The organism is Klebsiella sp. C239, from assembly GCF_048822715.1.
GTDB lineage: Bacteria > Pseudomonadota > Gammaproteobacteria > Enterobacterales > Enterobacteriaceae > Klebsiella > Klebsiella quasipneumoniae.
In genome coordinates this window covers 93352-111764 of record NZ_JBMEZK010000011.1, presented here as the reverse complement: position 1 = coordinate 111764, position 18413 = coordinate 93352, and the positions used below count along the sequence as shown (strand labels likewise).

Annotated in this window: 17 protein-coding genes; 8 read left to right on the top strand and 9 right to left on the bottom strand. The window is 59.7% G+C overall.

Going from position 1 to position 18413, the window contains the following annotated elements:
* The first annotated feature begins 188 nt into the window (after positions 1-188).
* Complete coding sequence (locus ACOI6Z_RS23500; RefSeq protein ID WP_023289272.1) at positions 189-935, top strand: MipA/OmpV family protein; 747 nt, start codon at positions 189-191, stop codon at positions 933-935.
* A gap of 91 nt (positions 936-1026) precedes the next feature.
* The gene (locus ACOI6Z_RS23495) at positions 1027-1881 is read left to right on the top strand and encodes an aldo/keto reductase (RefSeq protein ID WP_044522302.1); all 855 of its coding nucleotides are present in this window, start codon (positions 1027-1029) and stop codon (positions 1879-1881) included.
* A 60-nt stretch (positions 1882-1941) separates the two neighbouring features.
* Here the strand turns inward: ACOI6Z_RS23495 and ACOI6Z_RS23490 are convergent, their stop codons facing one another.
* Together ACOI6Z_RS23490 and gapA are read right to left on the bottom strand one after the other, a co-directional pair.
* Entirely contained in the window at positions 1942-2826 is an 885-nt protein-coding gene (locus ACOI6Z_RS23490) for a D-hexose-6-phosphate mutarotase (RefSeq protein WP_023289274.1), read from the bottom strand.
* A 74-nt stretch (positions 2827-2900) separates the two neighbouring features.
* Complete coding sequence (gapA, locus tag ACOI6Z_RS23485; RefSeq protein WP_004203784.1) at positions 2901-3896, bottom strand: glyceraldehyde-3-phosphate dehydrogenase; 996 nt, start codon at positions 3894-3896, stop codon at positions 2901-2903.
* A 337-nt stretch (positions 3897-4233) separates the two neighbouring features.
* Between gapA and msrB the strand changes: the two genes are divergently transcribed.
* Positions 4234-4647 (top strand): peptide-methionine (R)-S-oxide reductase MsrB, encoded by a 414-nt coding sequence (msrB, locus tag ACOI6Z_RS23480; RefSeq protein WP_064154869.1) that lies wholly within the window; start codon positions 4234-4236, stop codon positions 4645-4647.
* Between the two features lie 43 nt (positions 4648-4690).
* A complete protein-coding gene (locus ACOI6Z_RS23475) occupies positions 4691-4969 on the top strand; it encodes a YeaC family protein (protein WP_004203787.1) in 279 nt (92 codons plus the stop codon).
* Between the two features lie 94 nt (positions 4970-5063).
* Here the strand turns inward: ACOI6Z_RS23475 and yajD are convergent, their stop codons facing one another.
* The 5 genes from yajD to sppA form a co-directional block, all read right to left on the bottom strand.
* Positions 5064-5408 (bottom strand): HNH nuclease YajD, encoded by a 345-nt coding sequence (yajD, locus tag ACOI6Z_RS23470; protein ID WP_002901254.1) that lies wholly within the window; start codon positions 5406-5408, stop codon positions 5064-5066.
* A 160-nt stretch (positions 5409-5568) separates the two neighbouring features.
* Positions 5569-6822: a glycoside hydrolase family 18 protein gene (locus tag ACOI6Z_RS23465; protein WP_032452507.1), complete on the bottom strand. Its 1254-nt coding sequence runs from the start codon at positions 6820-6822 to the stop codon at positions 5569-5571.
* 171 nt (positions 6823-6993) lie between these two features.
* On the bottom strand, positions 6994-7635 hold the full coding sequence (gene pncA, locus ACOI6Z_RS23460; protein WP_048334778.1) for a bifunctional nicotinamidase/pyrazinamidase: 642 nt from the start codon (positions 7633-7635) through the stop codon (positions 6994-6996).
* A 9-nt stretch (positions 7636-7644) separates the two neighbouring features.
* Positions 7645-8664 (bottom strand): asparaginase, encoded by a 1020-nt coding sequence (ansA, locus tag ACOI6Z_RS23455; protein ID WP_032452508.1) that lies wholly within the window; start codon positions 8662-8664, stop codon positions 7645-7647.
* A gap of 138 nt (positions 8665-8802) precedes the next feature.
* Positions 8803-10656 carry a signal peptide peptidase SppA gene (gene sppA, locus ACOI6Z_RS23450; protein WP_004203792.1) on the bottom strand — a complete coding sequence of 618 codons (1854 nt, stop codon included), beginning with the start codon at positions 10654-10656 and terminating at the stop codon, positions 8803-8805.
* A 166-nt stretch (positions 10657-10822) separates the two neighbouring features.
* Between sppA and ACOI6Z_RS23445 the strand changes: the two genes are divergently transcribed.
* Positions 10823-11374 (top strand): NAD(P)H nitroreductase, encoded by a 552-nt coding sequence (locus tag ACOI6Z_RS23445; RefSeq protein WP_420687527.1) that lies wholly within the window; start codon positions 10823-10825, stop codon positions 11372-11374.
* 508 nt (positions 11375-11882) lie between these two features.
* Here ACOI6Z_RS23445 and phoC read toward each other — a convergent pair.
* A complete protein-coding gene (gene phoC, locus ACOI6Z_RS23440; protein WP_004203793.1) occupies positions 11883-12629 on the bottom strand; it encodes an acid phosphatase PhoC in 747 nt (248 codons plus the stop codon).
* 225 nt (positions 12630-12854) lie between these two features.
* Here phoC and selD point away from each other — a divergent pair, with 225 nt between their 5' ends.
* The 3 genes from selD (at position 12855) to ACOI6Z_RS23425 (ending at position 17004) form a co-directional block, all read left to right on the top strand.
* The gene (selD, locus tag ACOI6Z_RS23435; RefSeq protein WP_044522394.1) at positions 12855-13898 is read left to right on the top strand and encodes a selenide, water dikinase SelD; all 1044 of its coding nucleotides are present in this window, start codon (positions 12855-12857) and stop codon (positions 13896-13898) included.
* Between the two features lie 4 nt (positions 13899-13902).
* Complete coding sequence (locus ACOI6Z_RS23430; RefSeq protein ID WP_241508750.1) at positions 13903-15849, top strand: DNA topoisomerase III; 1947 nt, start codon at positions 13903-13905, stop codon at positions 15847-15849.
* 174 nt (positions 15850-16023) lie between these two features.
* A complete protein-coding gene (locus tag ACOI6Z_RS23425) occupies positions 16024-17004 on the top strand; it encodes an NAD(P)H-quinone oxidoreductase (protein WP_420687526.1) in 981 nt (326 codons plus the stop codon).
* Between the two features lie 43 nt (positions 17005-17047).
* Here ACOI6Z_RS23425 and gdhA read toward each other — a convergent pair whose 3' ends face one another.
* Complete coding sequence (gene gdhA / locus ACOI6Z_RS23420) at positions 17048-18391, bottom strand: NADP-specific glutamate dehydrogenase (protein WP_112201678.1); 1344 nt, start codon at positions 18389-18391, stop codon at positions 17048-17050.
* Between the last annotated feature and the right edge of the window lie 22 nt (positions 18392-18413).

Below are 18413 nucleotides of genomic sequence, written 5' to 3'. Positions count from 1 at the left end.
AATAACTCATCCTGAAAAAGACGCTTTTTGATTCGCCGGGACGTGAAGCTGTCATCGGGCTGTCACCAGATGGTAAGAGAAGGGTGGGAAAGTGAACGATTTGTGTCATATCGGGTAAAGAATTTGAGGCATGAGACCTACGACGGTAAACTGCACGGGCTGATTATTTGACAACGGGAATATGGATTGTGACTAAAATCAAACTTCTGGCACTCGGCGTGCTGATTGCGACCTCCGCCAGCGCGGCGCATGCCGATGGGAAGTTCACGCTTGGGGCTGGCGTCGGCATCGTTGAGCATCCGTACAAGCAGTATGATGCGGATGTTTATCCGGTGCCGGTCATTAGTTATGAGAGCGATAACTTCTGGTTCCACGGTCTGGGCGGGGGTTACTACCTGTGGAATGATACCAACGATAAGCTGTCGATAACGGCCTACTGGTCGCCGATGTACTTCAAGCCGGGCGACAGCGATAGCGAACAAATGCGTCGCCTGGATAAACGTAAATCGACCGTGATGGCCGGTCTTTCTTATGTCCACAACACGCCCTATGGCTTCCTGCGCACGACGATTGCCGGCGATACGCTGGATAACAGCAACGGTATCAACTGGGATCTCGCCTGGCTGTACCGCTACACCAACGGGAACCTGACGCTGACGCCGGGCATTGGCGTCGAGTGGAACAGCGACAATCAGAACGAATACTACTATGGCGTCTCGCAGCATGAGTCCCGTCGCAGCGGGATGCGCAGCTACGATCCGGACAGCAGCTGGAACCCGTATCTGGAGCTGGCGGCCAACTATCGCTTCCTCGGCGACTGGAGCGTATACGGTATTGCGCGCTACACGCGTCTGTCGGATGAAATCACCGATAGCCCGATGGTGGACAAATCCTGGAGCGGTCTGATCTCAACCGGGATCACCTACACCTTCTGATTGTGCATTATTACAGTGCGCTTTATGCATCAAAACAGGGCTTCGCGCCCTGTTTTGCTTTATGGTGGTGCAGGGCGCGAAGAAGGAGACGATGGTGAAAAAAACAGTATGCTTTGGCGAGCAGGCGGCAGTTCCGGCCATCGGGCTGGGAACCTGGTATATGGGCGAGAACGCGGCGCAGCGTCAGCAGGAGGTGGCTGCACTGCGCGCGGGCATCGACCATGGCCTGACGGTAATCGATACCGCGGAGATGTATGCCGACGGCGGGGCGGAGGAGGTAGTGGGCCAGGCGATCCGCGGCCTGCGCGACCGGGTGACGCTGGTCTCTAAAGTCTATCCCTGGCACGCCGGCGGAGCGGCGATGCGCCGCGCCTGTGAAAACAGTCTGCGCCGGCTGCAGACCGACTATCTGGATATATATCTCCTGCACTGGCGGGGCGATATCCCCCTGCAGGAGACGGTCGAGGCGATGGAAAGGCTGGTGGCCGAGGGCAAAATCCGCCGTTGGGGCGTCTCCAATCTGGACACCGACGATATGCAGGCGCTGTGGCGCACGGCGGGCGGCGAACGCTGCGCCACCAACCAGGTGCTCTATCATCTCGCGTCGCGGGGCATTGAATACGATCTTCTGCCCTGGTGTCAGCAGCACACCCTGCCGGTGATGGCCTATTGCCCGCTGGCGCAGGCGGGGCGCTTACGCGATGGACTTTTTCAGCATACCGATATCATCAATATGGCTAACGCGCGGGGCGTGACGGTGGCGCAGCTGCTGCTGGCCTGGGTGATTCGTCATCCGGGAATGCTGGCGATCCCGAAAGCGGCGACTATCGAGCATGTGGTGCAGAATGCCGCCGCGCTTGATATCGTTCTCAGCCCGCAAGAGCTTGCGCAGCTGGACCGCCTCTATCCGCCGCCGCCGCGGAAAACCCGGTTGGATATGGTTTAACCCACAGCGCATCCAGGTGGAGAAGAGAAAAAGCCCCGTGATAAACGGGGCTTTTTGCGGTTAGCGTTTTTTCACGCTGATGGTTTGCGCCAGGCGAGACGGGGTCTCTTCACTGGCTTTCTGCGGCTGGGTCACGCAGCAGGTTTCGACGCAAACGAAGGTTTTATAGCCATCGTCCGGCATGTCGCCCATGCTGACGGACAGCGCCGGGCCCGGGTTCCAGGCCACCACGTTGTGCTGATGATGATGCACCACGTCGATCGTGCGGCTGAGCGCGTCGTCGTGGATCACGCTGCAGCCTTCGGCGTCGAGATAGACGCGGTCGGTACGATCCGGGAAGGTCTGCACGCCGTTGTTCAGAACGCCTTCTTCGGCGTTCTTCACTTTATCGATATAGCGCTCGCCAAGACCGCTCACTTTCACCGCCGCGATATCGCCAACGTTGAAGTAGCTGTGCAGGGCAGAGGTGGTCTCGAATTCGCCGTGGGCTTCCAGCTCGATTTCGCAGGTCTTGCCCAGCTTGAAGCGGGCATAGAGGGTGAACTCATGCGGCCACAGCTTCATGGTTTCAGCGCTGTTCTGCAGCGCAAAGGTCAACATCACGCCGCTGTCGTCTTCATCATGCCCTTCCAGGGTCCACGGCAGGTTGCGGGCAAAGCCGTGCGACGGCAGGCCCTGCTGCGCCGATGGGCCAAACCACGGCCAGCAAATCGGCACGCCGCCGCGCAGGGCGACGCCCTGTTTAAATGGGGTGTTGTTGCTCAGCCACAGGACTTCTTCTTCACCGGCGGGTTTCCAGGAGAGCAGGTGCGCCCCCTGCAGCGCCACAGAGGCTTTCACCTGCGGATGGTCGATGACAATCAGCTCCAGGTCGTCCAGCTGGCGACGGGAGATAACGGGCGAAATGGTTTCATTCACCGGGAGAGCAAAAATTTTATTTATCATTGTGCAATCCTATCTCTGCAGACAAAAAAAAGAGCGACCGAAGTCGCTCTTACAGATTACTTTTTCATCTCAACTTATTTGGAGATGTGGGCAATCAGGTCCAGAACTTTGTTGGAGTAGCCAGTTTCGTTGTCGTACCAGGAAACCAGTTTAACGAAGTTGTCGTTCAGTGCGATACCTGCTTTAGCATCGAACACGGAAGTGCAAACTTCGCCGTTGAAGTCGGTAGAAACAACGTCGTCTTCGGTGTAACCCAGAACGCCTTTCATTGCGCCTTCAGAAGCGGCTTTGATAGCTTTCTTGATTTCTTCGTAGGACGCTGCTTTTTCCAGACGAACGGTCAGGTCAACAACGGATACGTTCGGAGTCGGAACGCGGAACGCCATACCGGTCAGTTTGCCGTTCAGTTCTGGCAGTACTTTACCTACTGCTTTAGCAGCGCCGGTAGAGGACGGGATGATGTTCTGAGCTGCGCCGCGGCCGCCGCGCCAGTCTTTGTGAGACGGGCCATCAACGGTTTTCTGAGTAGCGGTGGTTGCGTGGACGGTGGTCATCAGGCCTTCAACGATACCGAAGTTGTCGTTGATGACTTTAGCCAGCGGTGCCAGGCAGTTGGTGGTGCAGGATGCGTTGGAAACGATGTCCTGGCCAGCGTAAGTGTCGAAGTTAGCGCCGCGAACGAACATCGGGGTGTTGTCTTTGGACGGGCCAGTCAGAACGACTTTTTTCGCGCCAGCGGTGATGTGTTTACGAGCGGTTTCGTCGGTCAGGAAGATACCGGTTGCTTCAGCAACAACGTCAACACCAACTTCGTCCCACTTCAGGTTAGCCGGGTCACGTTCAGCGGTAACACGGATTTTTTTACCGTTAACGACCAGATGACCGTCTTTCACTTCAACGGTGCCGTCGAAACGACCGTGAGTGGAGTCATACTTCAGCATGTAAGCCATGTACTCTGCGTCTAACAGGTCGTTGATTGCAACGATCTCGATGTCAGAACGTTTCTGAGCAGCACGGAAAACAATGCGACCGATACGGCCAAAACCGTTGATACCTACTTTGATAGTCATATATTCCACCAGCTATTTGTTAGTGAATAAAAGGTTGCCTGTAAAATTACAAAAACCTTACGCAGCGTCAAGCGGAATCGTGTCAATCATTGCGACAAATCAATCCTGAGCACACCTTGCGCGATTGATTTGCCTCACTCTCCCTTTGAGCCCAATTCCATATGGGGGCTGCGCGCGGAATTTTAAAGGGCATTTAAGATAAAAACGTGATTTAAGTCACAATTATCTGGCTGCCTGTGGGCACCGGATAAGTTTAGAACAAAAGTGTACGCTTCATTGTTAATGTTTTGTTAGAATTGGGGCGAAAGTTGTCCATTGCAAAGCGAGATGTAAGCCCATGGCAAATAAACCCTCCCCGGAAGAGCTGAAAAACGGCTTGAGCGAAATGCAGTTTTACGTAACCCAACATCATGGCACCGAACCGCCTTTCACCGGACGGCTGCTGCACAACAAGAAAAATGGCGTGTATCACTGCCTGGTGTGCGATGCGCCGCTGTTCAACTCCCAGACCAAATACGACTCCGGCTGCGGCTGGCCGAGCTTCTACGAGCCGGTAAGCGAAGAGGCCATTCGCTATCTGGACGACAGCTCCCACGGCATGCAGCGCATTGAGATCCGCTGCGGAAATTGTGATGCCCATCTCGGTCACGTGTTTCCGGATGGCCCGCAGCCGACCGGCGAGCGCTATTGTGTCAATTCGGCGTCGCTCTGCTTCACCGATGAGCAGAACGGCGAGCAGATCAAGGGTTGAAGAAACGATTCAGCAAATTATTCCAGGTGGAGGTGAGCGGAAGATGGATATTGAGCAAATTATCGACAGCATGACCCCGGAAGTGTATCAGCGTCTGGCGACGGCGGTAGAGCTGGGAAAATGGCCGGATGGCGTGGCGCTGACGCCGGAGCAGAAGGAAAACAGCCTGCAGCTGGTGATGCTGTGGCAGGCCCGGTATAACACCGACGCCCAGCATATGACCATCGACACCCGCGGGCAGATGGTGATGAAGAGCAAACAGCAGCTGAAGGAAGATTTCGGCATCGTGCCGAAGCCGATCGCCACCGTGAAGTTGCAATAAACCGCCGGCCGGCGGGGAGACGTTCCGGCGTCGGGTGATCCGGCGCCGGACAAGGGTAGCGTCAACGACCGCGCCCGGCGGTCAGTCGCTTCGCTTACTTTTTATTCATCATCGCTTTCAGGTCGGCAAACGGGTTGTAGGTGGCCTCGCCGACGCTCTTTTGCGCATCTTCGCCCGCTACCACCGTGGAGCCATACTGATCGGCTTCGGTGTACTTGGAGTGTTCGTGATCGTGACAGTAAAGGCACAACATCTCCCAGTTGCTGCCATCTTCCGGGTTATTGGAGTGGTCGTGATCGATATGGTGCACCGTCAGCTCGCGCAGATTGGAGTAGACAAACTCCCGTGAGCAGCGTCCGCATACCCAGGGAAAGAGCTTGAGCGCCTTTTCGCGGTAACCCACTTCCAGACGTGCGTAATTTTTGGGGATATAGGCCATGGCCCCCTGCCTCCTGTCAAACGGTTAAGCTGCGCCAGCCCCTGGCGCAGCGGATAACAGGCATCATAACCTATCCCGGGCGGCGCGATATACCTGCATTGCCGGCGATGCTGCCTGCGTCACGCCGCCCGGCGGCGGCGATGCGGCGGAACAGCCGCGATTAGTGTTTGATCCCCAGCGATTCCGCCAGCTGGCGGGCCAGCTGGTTCTGGTCATCGGCGCCATACTCCCAGAACATCGCTCCGGCGAGGCCTTTCGCCTTGATGTAGTCCGCTTTAATGGCCACCGAGCGCGGGTTCTCATAGGAGAGGGCGAACAGCGGCTTGCCCTCCGCGGACTGCACCGACAGCCACGGGACTTTCGCCTCATCGTCCCAGTGCTCGGTAAAGCGTTTCTGCGGATCGTTGAGCAATTTGCCCACGATATCATTGTATTTCACGTAAGTGTCTTTGCTCAGGTCATAGCCCAGCGAGGCAAACAGCGCGATCTGCTGTGGACCAAAATAGGGTTGGGTGACCGGGTTCTTTTGCGCATCCGCTTTACTCCAGTCAATCCCCGGCTCGACCGCCCGTTTCGGCACCCGGCCATAAAAACCAATCCCGAGGTTCATCTGGCTGGGTTTAAGCCCGGCGGCCAGGTAATTGTTGACCACAAAATCGGCGCTGTATTTATCCGCCGCGGCGACCGTCGGCCAGTGGCTGGAGTCATACAGGTTCGAGTTGAAGTACTGCGTGCCGTAGGCCATGTCGTAGGTCATCAGGTTGATGTAGTCGAGCGATGACGCAATCGCTTTAACGTCCACCCAGCTTTTCGGGCTTTCGGCGTTGGCGCCCACGGCGATAGTGACCAGTTTCCTGGTACCAAACGCTGCGCGCAGCTCTTTTAACAGCGCGGTAAAGTTATCGCGATCGGCCGGTTGACTGGCAACCAGCCCCCAGGCGCCGTTGACCGGAAACTCCCAGTCGAGGTCAATCCCATCCAGACCATATTTTTCAACAATTTCCTGCGCAGACTGAATAAACACCTTCCGGGTTTCTTTGCTTGCCGCCGCGCCGGAGAAACCGCGCGCCCCCCAGCCGCCGACCGACAGCAGGACTTTGAGGTCCGGGTTCTGTTTACGCAGAGCCGGGAGCTTTTGCAGATCCGCCTGCACCTTCGGCGACAGCCAGATCTCATGCAAATGAGCAGGATCCTTCAGGGCTGCGTTGGTCTCGTCTTTTTCATCGTTATAGATAAGGCCAAACGAGTAGTTGAGATGGGTGATCTGCCGGACGTCCAGCTTGTCGATATCCCCGCCCGGCCCGGCAGTGACATCGCCGCCGCCGTTGAAATAGCCGACGGACATCAGCGGTTGGGCAGAGAGCGCGGAAGCGCAAAGCAGGGGCAAGGCTGCCAGCAAGGGCAAACGTTTCATAGTGGTTCCTCTTTGACATAAAAAAATAACCGCGCCACGGAAATGGCGTGGCGAAAAAACAGCCTTGCCAGACTACCAGCAATAACCTGTTGAAACTGCGAGAGAGTTCAATTTATGGACGATAACGAAGCGGCAGAAGAAGCCCCCGGCGCGGACGCGCCGGGGGAGGGATCAGGCGTGGGTTTCCCGCCAGTCGTCGAGGGTATAGAGCGTGGCGCCTGCGGCGGCCATCTCCATAAACGCCTGGCTGCTGTCCTGCGGCTGAAGATTCACCCCGCGGCAGCCGTCGGTGATGACGTTGACCGCGTAGCCCAGCGCCAGGGCATCCAGCACGGTGAACTTAACGCAGTAATCGGTGGCGAGGCCGAGCACGGTCAGCTCCACGATCCCCTGACCACGCAGCCAGCCGTCCAGTTCAGTTTTCTGCCGGTGACCGTTGTCAAAAAAAGCGCTGTAGCTGTCGATGACCCGGTTTTGCCCTTTGTGGAACACGGCGGCGATGGCCTGCTGCTTGAGCAGGGGATGCAGCGCCGCGCCTTCGCTGTGCTGAACGCAGTGATCCGGCCAGAAAGTTTGCGCCAGGCCATCCAGGTCGCCCTGGGTGTAGGGTTCCACCTGGTGCTGGCTGGCGAAGCTGCCGTGATCCGCCGGGTGCCAGTCCTGGCTGGCGACGATGGGCTCGCCGCGCGCCAGACTCCAGTCGATAAGCGCATTGGCCACCTCGACGGTGCTGTCGCCTTCGGGAACCGCCAGCGCGCCGCCGGCGCAGAAGTCGTTCTGCAAATCAACCAGTAACAGCGCTCGATGCGCCATACGTCCTCCTTAAGCTTCGTCAGGGGTCAGTTCGCCACGCAGATTCTGCTGCATCGCCGCGCGAATGGCGTCAACGTCCAGCTGCTGGCTCAGCAGATAGTGTAGCTTGGTCAGCGTCGCTTCCACCGTCATATCGAAACCACTGATGACTCCCGCCTGGGCGAGGGCATTGCCGGTGGCATAGCCGCCCATGTTCACTTTACCGGACATACACTGCGTCAAGTTGACCACCACAATGCCGCGCTGGCTGGCTTCCGCCAGCACCTGAATAAACTCGCCATTCTGCGGCGCATTGCCGACGCCGTAGGAGCGGAGGATCAGCGCTTTCACCGGCTGGCGCAGGAAATTACGCACCACGTCGGCGGAGATGCCGGGGTAAATCGTCACCACGCCAATCGGCTGCGGGGTGATGGGGTGCACGATAAGCTCTCCGCAGCCCTGCGGCGCCGGCGGGGTACCGAGACGGCGGATATGGATCCCGGCCTCCAGCAGCGGCGCGAGGTTTGGCGAGGCGAAGGCGTCAAAGCCGTCGGCATGGGCTTTAGTGGTACGGTTGCCGCGGAACAGCCGATTGTTGAAGAACAGCGCCACTTCGTTAATCGGATAGTTGGCGGCGACGTACAGGGCATTGAGCAGGTTGATCTGGCCGTCGGAGCGCAGCTCGGCCAGTGGGATTTGTGACCCTGTCACAATCACCGGTTTGCCGAGGTTTTCCAGCATGAACGACAGCGCAGAGGCGGTAAACGCCATGGTGTCGGTACCGTGGAGGATCACAAAGCCATCATACTCCTCGTAATGGCTGCGGATATCGTCGGCGATGTGCTGCCAGTCCTCAGGGGTCATATCGGATGAATCCATCAGCGGATGGTATTCATGGATCGTGAAGTCCGGCATCTCCGGGCGATGGAACTCAGGCATCAGCGCCAGCTGACGCTGGAGATGGCCGGAAACGGGTACATAGCCGTGTTCAGAGCGCTGCATACCGATGGTCCCACCGGTGTAGGCAACGTAAATCGATTTTTTTTGCATAGCATCGCTTAGGTTGGTCGTAGACAGGCGCAGTATAAAGAGACGGAGGAAAAAATACAGTGTTGGCCGCTCGCTTTGTGGCGGCGCTGGCAGGTGCGGAAAAAAGGCTGCCCCGGGAGACGGGGCAGCCGCTGCGTATTAACGGATGTTGGCGCAGGTCAGGCAGAAGGCATAGCGGTTCTGCGGGTCGTTAAACGCCGCCAGCTTGTCGCTTTCGGCTTTCACCGTCTCGGCTGCCGCGGCCACCGGCGCAGGCAGCCAGGCCTGAATGGCGGCCGGCAGCGAGGCGCGTACCGAACCGGTCAGGCTGTCCAGCACCATCGAGAAGAAGGTGGGCTCTTCCTGATAGTAGTTGAGGTGCCAGGTTTTCAGCTTCGCCAGCTCGGCGGCCTTGGCCACCGCGTCGTCGAAGTCGCCGAGGCTGTCGACAAGACCGTTGGCTTTGGCATCTTCCCCGGTCCAGACGTGGCCCTGGGCAATCTGGTCGATTTTCTCCGGCGTGCTCTTACGCGCGTTAGCCACCAGGGTGATAAAGCGTTGATAGCCGTTCTCAATGCTCAACTGCATCAGCTGCTGCACTTCCGGCGGCAGCGCTTTGGTGCTGGAGATATCCGCCAGCGGCGATGTGGCGACGCCGTCGGTATGGACGCCAATCGACCCAAGGGTGTTTTCCACGGTGTTGATCACCCCAAAGATGCCGATGGAGCCAGTGAGGGTGCTTGGGTTCGCGACAATGTAGTCCGCCGGCGTGGAGATCCAGTAGCCGCCAGAGGCCGCCATGCCGCCCATTGAAACGACCACCGGTTTACCCGCGGCTTTGGCTGCCGCCAGCTCTTCGCGAATGATTTCCGAGGCGGTCACGCTGCCGCCCGGGCTGTTGACGCGCAGGACGATGGCCTTAATTTTCGGGTCGAGGCGCGCATCGCGAATTTGCGCGGCGGTGGTGTCGCCGCCGACGTTGCCCGGGGTCTCCTCGCCGTCCATGATGGCGCCGTTGGCGAAGATCACCGCGATGGCGGAACCCTGGTCAGACGGTGTCTTCACGTTGTAGTCGTAATAGCTGATCGCCCGGTAATTGTTATCCGCTTTGCTCCAGCCAAACTGTTTGGTCAGCGCCTTTTCCACTTCCGTGGAGGTCGCCAGCTCATCCACCAGCTTATTGTCCAGCGCATATTTCGCCGTATCGCCGCCCACCTTACGCAGGCCATCGATAATGCCCTGGGCGCCCGGGAAGAGCTGCTGGGCGGTGATCTGCCGGTTGGCGGCGATGGTGTTGAGGTAGTTCTGCCACAGTTCGCCAATCCAGCGGCTGTCCGCTTCGCGGGCGGCAGGGGACATGTCATCGCGAATGAAAGGCTCGACGGCGGATTTATAGGTGCCGACGCGGAAGACATGGGTGGAGACTTTCAGCTTATCCAGCAGCGACTTGTAGTACAGCCCGTTGGTGGCGAAGCCGTGCAGGTCCACCTCCCCCTGCGGAGAGAGCCAGATTTTGTTGGCAAAGCTCGCCAGGTAGTACTGGCCCTGGCTGTAGCTGCTGCCGACGGCATACACCGGTTTGCCGCTGTCGCGGAATTCGCGCAGCGCTTTACCGATGTACTGCATGGAGGGCTGATCGCCGCCGACGAAGTTTTTCAGATCCAGCACAATACCGGTGATATTACGGTCATCCTTCGCCTGACGGATGGTCTGCACGATATCGAACAGAGAATTCTCCTGCAGACGGTCCGAGCTGGCGCCAAACAGCTGGCGGCCAATTACGCCGAGCTTGCTGCTGGCGGACGGTTTATCCACCACCACGCCGGTAATATCCAGCAGCAGCGCGCCGCGCGCGGCATGTTCGCTGGTGGTGCTGCTGAACTGGCTCCAGATGCCGATACACACCAGCACCAGCACCAGGAAGATCGCATTGAGGGCCAGTTTGCGAATAAAGTTGAGTATCCGCCACGTCCATTTAAAAAAGCTGGCAATCAGTCGCCAAAGGGTTCGCATGTATTCTCCCTAACGTTATCTAAAAATGGGCAGGCCGCAGGGGCCGCCGCGTCTGGCTATCCTAAAGAGTGAGCCGTCGGTTGTCAGCAGGAATCACCGACCGCGCTGTAACAAAATCCTTGTGCATGTTAATTTTATGAAAAATGACATCACAGGAGTTATACAGATGGATGCTCTCGACCTACTGCTTAATCGCCGCAGCGCTTCCCGCCTGGCGGAACCGGCCCCGGCCGGCGAACAGCTGGAAAACATTCTGCGCGCCGGGCTGCGCGCCCCGGATCATGGCGCCCTGCAGCCGTGGCGCTTTTTCATTATCGCCGATGACGGCCGCGAACGCTTTAGTCAGCTGCTGGAAAAGGGGGCCCGGGAGGCCGGCCAGGATGAGAAGGGCATAGAGAAAGCCCGCAATGCGCCGTTTCGCACGCCGCTGATCATTACCGTAGTGGCGCGCTGTGAAGACCACCCGAAGGTGCCGCGCTGGGAGCAGGAGATGTCCGCTGGCTGCGCGGTGATGGCGATGCAGATGGCGGCCCTGGCCCAGGGATTCAACGGCATCTGGCGCAGCGGAGCATTGACCGAGAGCCCGGTGGTGCGGGCCGGCTTCGGGTGCCGCGAGCAGGATAAAATCGTCGGCTTCCTCTATCTGGGCACGCCGCAGCTGAAAGCCTCAACCACCATTGCCCTGCCGGATACCGCGCCGTTTGTGACGCGATTCTGAGTCAGCGCGTGTTACGCCGGGTGGCGGCTGCGCCTTACCCGGCCTACATTCGTACGACCTGTCGTTAATTTTTTCACCATTGTTGCTGAAACTGCCGGTGCTGGCCGGAGCCCGGGGGTACAGGGGGCGGCGGCGACTGGCCGCCCCCTGTGCGCTCCCTGCGCCATGCCAGACATAACGCAGAAGATATATCGGGAGCGCCATCTGCCCGGACATAACACAGGAGTGGTAGCCCTGCTAAGCGCAGCGCGAGCAGGGAAATTTACGATTGTGCCGTTATTTCGCCGGGTGGCGGCTGCGCCTTACCCGGCCTACATAACCATCCTTATATCAGACGGATACCCCTTAATGTAGGCCCGCGCAAGCACAGCGCCGCCGGGCGATGGCAGCAGGCTCGGAGCCGCATCTATGCCGGGCGGCGGCGTGCGCCGGACCCGGCCTGCAGCCCCAAAGGTAGCCCGGATAAGGCGCGCCAGGCGCCGTATCCGGGAGTTCAACGGCGGTGACGTTACTTCTGCGTTTTGGCGAATTCGTCTTTGGCTTTCTGCAACTGCTGCTGGAAGGCCGGGTTGGTGTGCAGCGTGGCGACCACCGCGGAGCCGACGATGCGCGCCGCATCGACATCGCTCTGCCAGTGATAGCCGCAGATCACCCGGCTCTCGCCGAGCTCATAGCCGCGCTTCAAAATTTCGTTCTGCCGCTGCGGGTTGATCTCCGCCAGCACCAGGGCGGTGGCCCAGCCGATGGAGGTATGCCCGGATGGGTAAGAGCCGTTTTTCGCCAGCTTGTCCTGCTCGGTGGTGTTGCAGGTGGAGACACCGTAGAAGGCAAACGGGCGAATGCGCATATACTTCTCTTTCGCGCCGCGGGTCGCCAGATCGCCGGCGTCTTCAATCATATTGGTCAACAGCTTATGGAGCTGCGGCGCGTCCTTTTCGGTGATCGGCGAGCCAAAGGCGCTGGAGAAGGCGTTAGCCACGCCGCCCGCGCTGAGGTTGGCATCCTCTGCCGCCAGCTTCCCGCGCTCGGTGTTGCGCAGCAGGCGCCCCTGCTCATACATCGCCTGATCGTTTAAGAACGCGATACTGCCCACCGCCGGCGGCGGCGGCAACAGCGCCAGGCTGTCGATAGCCTGGGCATTGGTCAGATAGTAGAGATCGGGCTTGGTGGTGACATCGTTACCGGGGGGAACCAGCGCGAAGGCGTTAACGGAGAAGAAACTGGCCAGGCAAAGGGCAAGAACACGCTTTTTCATTAGAATTTCCTTACGTCATAATCATTCCAGAGAAGACAGTCCTGGGTTGTCACATTTCTGTCATCTTTAAGTAAAAGTGAAAATGGTCGGGAAAAAATTGCCGCGTCTCGCAAAAACGGCTTTTTGTCTGCTTAATGAGCAACCATACGCGATTTCAGACTGTCGTACTTACCACCCTGACGTTTGGGCGCTAACATAGCGGGATTGCAATGACAGGAGATGTCCATGAGCGAGCAAGCCATTCGTTTAACGCAATACAGCCACGGAGCCGGTTGTGGTTGTAAAATTTCCCCGAAAGTGCTGGAAACCATCCTGCATAGCGAGCAGGCGAAGTTTGTCGACCCGAACCTGCTTGTCGGCAACGAAACCAGCGATGATGCCGCCGTTTACGATCTTGGTAATGGCACGTCAATCGTCAGCACCACCGACTTCTTTATGCCGATTGTCGATAATCCGTTCGACTTTGGCCGCATTGCCGCCACCAACGCCATCAGCGATATTTTCGCCATGGGCGGGAAACCGATTATGGCGATTGCCATTCTCGGCTGGCCGATCAACACCCTGGCGCCGGAAATCGCCCGCGACGTGGTGGAGGGCGGGCGCTTTGCCTGCCAGCAGGCCGGGATCGCGCTGGCGGGCGGCCACTCCATTGACGCTCCTGAGCCGATCTTTGGTCTGGCGGTCACCGGCGTGGTGCCCACCGAGCGCATCAAGAAAAACAGCACCGCGCAGGCGGGCTGCAAACTGTATCTCACCAAACCGCTGGGGATCGGCGTGCTGACCACCGCGGAGAAAAAATCGCTGCTCAAGCCAGAGCATCAGGGGCTGGCGACGGAGACCATGTGCCAGATGAACCTCGCCGGCGCCGCGTTTGCCGCTATCGACGGGGTGAAGGCGATGACCGACGTCACCGGCTTTGGCCTGCTCGGCCACCTCAGCGAGGTGTGCCGCGGGGCCGGCGTGCAGGCGCAACTGCGCTATGCCGATATCCCGAAACTGCCGGGGGTGGAGGAGTATATCGCCGCCGGCGCGGTGCCGGGCGGCACCGGGCGCAACTTCGCCAGCTACGGCCATTTGATGGGCGAGATGCCGACGGCGTGGCGCGATCTGCTGTGCGACCCACAGACCTCAGGCGGTCTGCTGCTGGCGGTGACCCCGGAGGCGGAGGCGGAAGTCCAGGCCGCCGCGGCGGAGTTCGGTATTAAGCTGGCCGCCATCGGCGAGCTGGTGACCGCCCGCGGCGGGCGACCGATGATCGAGATCCGTTGATTCGATGCGGTTGTTTATTGCAGAAAAACCGAGTCTCGGTCGGGCTATCGCCGATGTGTTGCCTAAACCGCACCGCAAAGGCGATGGCTATATTGAGTGCGGCAACGGGCAGGTGGTCACCTGGTGTATCGGTCACCTGCTGGAGCAGGCGCAGCCGGACGTCTATGACAGCCGCTATGCCCGCTGGAATCTCACCGACCTGCCGATTGTGCCGGAGAAATGGCAGCTGCAGCCCAAACCTTCGGTCACCAAACAGCTGAATGTGATCAAGCGCCTGCTCGGCGACGCCGAGGAGGTTATCCACGCTGGCGACCCCGACCGTGAAGGGCAACTGCTGGTGGACGAGGTCCTCGACTACCTGCAGCTGGCGCCGGAGAAGCGCCAGCAGGTGCAGCGCTGTCTGATAAACGATCTCAACTCGCAGGCGGTGGAGCGGGCGATCAACCGCCTGCGCGCCAACAGCGAGTTTGTGCCGCTTTGCGTGTCGGCGCTGGCGCGGGCGCGCGCCGACTGGCTGTACGGCATCAATATGACCCGGGCCTATACTCTGCTGGGGCGCAACGCTGGCTATCAGGGGGTGCTCTCCGTGGGACGGGTGCAGACCCCGGTGCTCGGCCTGGTGGTGCGCCGCGATGAAGAGATTGAAAACTTCGTCGCCAAAGATTTCTTCGACGTCAAAGCGCATATCGTCACGCCGCAGGAGGAGCGCTTTGTCGCGACCTGGGTGCCGAGCGAAGCCTGCGAACCTTACCAGGATGAAGAAGGGCGCCTGCTGCATCGTCCGCTGGCCGAGCACGTGGTTAAGCGTATCGAAGGCCAGCCGGCGCTGGTGACCGGCTATAACGATAAGCGCGATTCCGAACCCGCGCCGCTGCCGTTTTCGCTGTCGGCGCTGCAGATTGAGGCGGCCAAACGTTTCGGCTTCAGCGCGCAAAACGTGCTGGATATCTGCCAGAAGCTGTATGAAACCCACAAGCTCATCACCTATCCGCGTTCGGACAGCCGCTACCTGCCGGAAGAGCATTTCGCCGGCCGCCATGCGGTGCTGAATGCGATTGCCGTCCATGCGGCGGATCTGCTGCCGCAGCCAGTGGTGGATCCGGAGATCCGCAACCGCTGCTGGGATGATAAAAAGGTCGACGCGCACCATGCGATTATCCCGACCGCCCGCAGCAGCCAGGTCAAACTCACCGATAACGAAGCGAAGGTCTACACCCTGATCGCCCGGCAGTATCTGATGCAGTTCTGCCCTGACGCGGTGTTCCGTAAATGCCAGATTGACCTTGAGATCGCCAACGGCAAATTTGTCGCCAAAGCGCGTTTTCTGGCCGAGGCGGGCTGGCGGACGCTGCTTGGCAGCAAAGAGCGCGATGAAGAGAACGACGGCACGCCGCTGCCGGTGGTGGCCAAAGGCGATGAACTGCTGTGCGAGAGGGGCGAGGTGGTGGAGCGCCAGACGCAGCCGCCGCGCCACTTTACCGACGCCACGCTGCTGTCGGCGATGACCGGGATTGCCCGCTTCGTGCAGGATAAAGATCTGAAGAAGATCCTCCGCGCCACCGACGGACTCGGCACCGAAGCGACCCGCGCCGGGATTATCGAACTGTTGTTTAAGCGCGGTTTCCTGAGCAAAAAGGGGCGCTATATTCACTCCTCGGAGGCCGGAAGGGCGCTGATTCATTCCCTGCCGGAGATGGCCGGGCGACCGGACATGACCGCCCACTGGGAGTCGGTATTGACGCAAATCAGCGAGAAACAGTGCCGCTATCAGGACTTTATGCAGCCGCTGGTGGGGACGCTGTATCAGCTGATCGAGCAGGCGCGCAGCACGCCGGTGCGCCAGTTCCGCGGTCTGGTGGCGCCTGGCGGGGCGAAAAAATCCTTCAGTAAGGGCAAAGGCAAAGCGAAAGGCAAAAAAGCGGCAGACGATGCCGCGCCGCCGCCGCAATAACCCGTCCGGCGGCCGCGAGGATGCGATTCCCCGCGGCCGCCGTTTCTCCCCCCGCCAGGTCAATGGTCTACACTAAACAGCCGGGAAGGGGTTGACGACCCTCTCAAAACAGGGATGCCCATTGCCCTTCCCGATGCCGTTGCTCATTTCTCTCCCAGGCGATAAGGAGGACCCGTGAAATATATCGCTATCAGCCAACCGGGCGGCCCGGAAGTATTGCAGATCCGCGAAGGTGAGATCCCCACCGTCGGGGAGCATGAGGTGCTCATCGAGGTGAAAGCGGCGGGCGTCAACCGGCCGGATATTCTGCAGCGCCAGGGGCTGTATCCCATGCCTGAGGGCGTCACCCCCGTGCCTGGCCTCGAGGTGGCGGGCGTGGTCGTGAAGGTCGGCGCGCAGGTCACAACCTTTGCCCCCGGGGATCGCGTCTGCGCGCTGACCAACGGCGGCGGGTATGCCGAATACTGCGCCGTCCCGGCAGGCCAGACGCTGCCGATCCCGGCGGGCCTCAGCTTTAGCGAAGCGGCCGCCATTCCGGAAACCTTCTTCACGGTGTGGGCGAACGTTTTCCAGCTCGGTAAGCTGCAGTCCGGCGAGAGCATTCTGATCCACGGCGGCGCCAGCGGGATTGGCACCACCGCGGTCCTGCTGTGTCACGCGCTGGGGATGAGCGTCTATGCCACCGTCGGCCAGGACGAAAAAATTGCCGCGCTGCGACCCTACGCCACGGCGATCAACTACAAAACCGAAGATTTCGCAGAGAAAATTCACCAACTGACCAACGATGAAGGGGTGGATGTCATTCTGGATATCGTGGGCGGCCCTTACTTTAACCGCAACCTGGGGCTACTGAAAAAGGATGGACGGCTGGTGATCATCGGCTTTATGGGCGGGCGAATCGCTCATGAGGTGGATGTTCAGACCCTGATGCTCAAGCGGGCCACCGTCACCGGCTCCACCATGCGCGGCCGGACGGCGGCGGAGAAACAGGAGATTGCCGAGGCGCTGCGGCGCCACGTCTGGCCGCTGCTTGAGGCAGGGAAATGCAAGCCGATGATCTACGCCAGCTACCCGATGGCGGAGATTGCCGAGGCGCATGCCTGTCTGGACAGTGGTCAACATCTGGGGAAAGTGGTGATCACGATGACGTCGTGAGACGCCTCCCGGCGGGCAGCCGCCGGGAGGGCGTCAGGGGAGGTTAAATCACGCCCTGGGCGAGCATGGCATCCGCCACCTTCACGAAACCGGCGATATTGGCGCCGCGCACGTAGTTGGTCTGCTTCGCTTCACCGCCGTACTGCACGCAGGCGTGGTGGATATCCAGCATAATGTGATGCAGGCGGGCATCCACTTTTTCCGCTTTCCAGCCCATGCGCGCGGCGTTCTGCGCCATCTCCAGACCGGACGTCGCCACGCCGCCGGCGTTGGCCGCTTTGCCCGGGGCAAACAGCACGCCAGCTTCAAGGAACAGATCGGTCGCGGCGATGGTGGTCGGCATGTTGGCGCCTTCCGCCACGGCCTTCACGCCGTTGGCAATCAGCTGGCGGGCGGCATCGACGTCCAGTTCGTTCTGAGTGGCGCAAGGCAAGGCGATATCCACTGGCACTGACCATGGCTGCTGGCCTTCGAGATAGGTGAGGCCAAACTCGCGGGCGTAGTCGGCCACCCGGCCGTGGGCACGCTCTTTGATGTCGATCAGGCGGGCCAGTTTTTCTTTGGTGAAGCCCGCCTCGTCAACGACGGTGCCGTTGGAGTCGGAGGCGGTGACCACCCGCGCGCCAAGCTCCATCGCTTTCTCAATGGCGTATTGCGCGACGTTGCCGGAGCCGGAGACCGCCACGCGAGCGCCTTCGAAGCCGAGGCCGTGACGTTTGAGCATTGCTTCGGTGAAGTAGATCAGGCCGTAACCGGTGGCTTCCGGACGGATTAGGCTGCCGCCGAAGGAGAGGCCTTTACCGGTGAAGACGCAGGCGCTGTTGTTAGAGAGTTTGCGCATCATGCCGGCCATAAAGCCGACCTCGCGGCCGCCGACGCCGATATCGCCTGCCGGTACGTCGGTATCCGGGCCAAGATGGCGATAGAGCTCGGTCATCAGCGCCTGGCAGAAGCGCATCACTTCGCCATCGCTCTTGCCCTTAGGATCGAAATCGCTGCCGCCTTTCCCGCCGCCCATCGGCAGGGTGGTCAGGGCGTTTTTGAAGGTCTGCTCGAAGCCAAGGAATTTGAGAATCGACAGATTCACCGACGGATGGAAGCGCATCCCGCCCTTATACGGGCCGATGGCCGAGTTGAACTGCACGCGCCACGCGCGGTTGACCTGGACCTGATTGCAGTCGTCCACCCACACCACGCGGAACTGGATCACGCGCTCCGGTTCCACCAGACGTTCCAGCAAAGCAAGCTGACGATAGCGCGGATTTTCCTCAAGGAAAGGCCACAGGGTGGTCATGACCTCCCGGACGGCTTGAGCAAATTCGGTTTGATGAGGATCGCGCTGTTGAACGCGGGTGAGAAAGCCTTCCAGAGTGCACGTCTGATCCATAGATATAAGTTCCCCTTATGGT

What these genes read in the sequence shown, in the direction of transcription:
- yajD (WP_002901254.1), bottom strand. Translation starts at nt 5,408, where the DNA reads ATGGCCTATATCCCCAAAAATTACGCACGTCTGGAAGTGGGTTACCGC.
- ACOI6Z_RS23430 (WP_241508750.1), top strand. Translation starts at nt 13,903, where the DNA reads ATGCGGTTGTTTATTGCAGAAAAACCGAGTCTCGGTCGGGCTATCGCC.
- gdhA (WP_112201678.1), bottom strand. Translation starts at nt 18,391, where the DNA reads ATGGATCAGACGTGCACTCTGGAAGGCTTTCTCACCCGCGTTCAACAG.
- ACOI6Z_RS23490 (WP_023289274.1), bottom strand. Translation starts at nt 2,826, where the DNA reads ATGATAAATAAAATTTTTGCTCTCCCGGTGAATGAAACCATTTCGCCC.
- pncA (WP_048334778.1), bottom strand. Translation starts at nt 7,635, where the DNA reads ATGGCGCATCGAGCGCTGTTACTGGTTGATTTGCAGAACGACTTCTGC.
- ACOI6Z_RS23445 (WP_420687527.1), top strand. Translation starts at nt 10,823, where the DNA reads ATGGATGCTCTCGACCTACTGCTTAATCGCCGCAGCGCTTCCCGCCTG.
- gapA (WP_004203784.1), bottom strand. Translation starts at nt 3,896, where the DNA reads ATGACTATCAAAGTAGGTATCAACGGTTTTGGCCGTATCGGTCGCATT.
- ACOI6Z_RS23465 (WP_032452507.1), bottom strand. Translation starts at nt 6,822, where the DNA reads ATGAAACGTTTGCCCTTGCTGGCAGCCTTGCCCCTGCTTTGCGCTTCC.
- phoC (WP_004203793.1), bottom strand. Translation starts at nt 12,629, where the DNA reads ATGAAAAAGCGTGTTCTTGCCCTTTGCCTGGCCAGTTTCTTCTCCGTT.
- sppA (WP_004203792.1), bottom strand. Translation starts at nt 10,656, where the DNA reads ATGCGAACCCTTTGGCGACTGATTGCCAGCTTTTTTAAATGGACGTGG.
- ACOI6Z_RS23475 (WP_004203787.1), top strand. Translation starts at nt 4,691, where the DNA reads ATGGATATTGAGCAAATTATCGACAGCATGACCCCGGAAGTGTATCAG.
- ACOI6Z_RS23495 (WP_044522302.1), top strand. Translation starts at nt 1,027, where the DNA reads ATGGTGAAAAAAACAGTATGCTTTGGCGAGCAGGCGGCAGTTCCGGCC.
- ansA (WP_032452508.1), bottom strand. Translation starts at nt 8,664, where the DNA reads ATGCAAAAAAAATCGATTTACGTTGCCTACACCGGTGGGACCATCGGT.
- msrB (WP_064154869.1), top strand. Translation starts at nt 4,234, where the DNA reads ATGGCAAATAAACCCTCCCCGGAAGAGCTGAAAAACGGCTTGAGCGAA.
- selD (WP_044522394.1), top strand. Translation starts at nt 12,855, where the DNA reads ATGAGCGAGCAAGCCATTCGTTTAACGCAATACAGCCACGGAGCCGGT.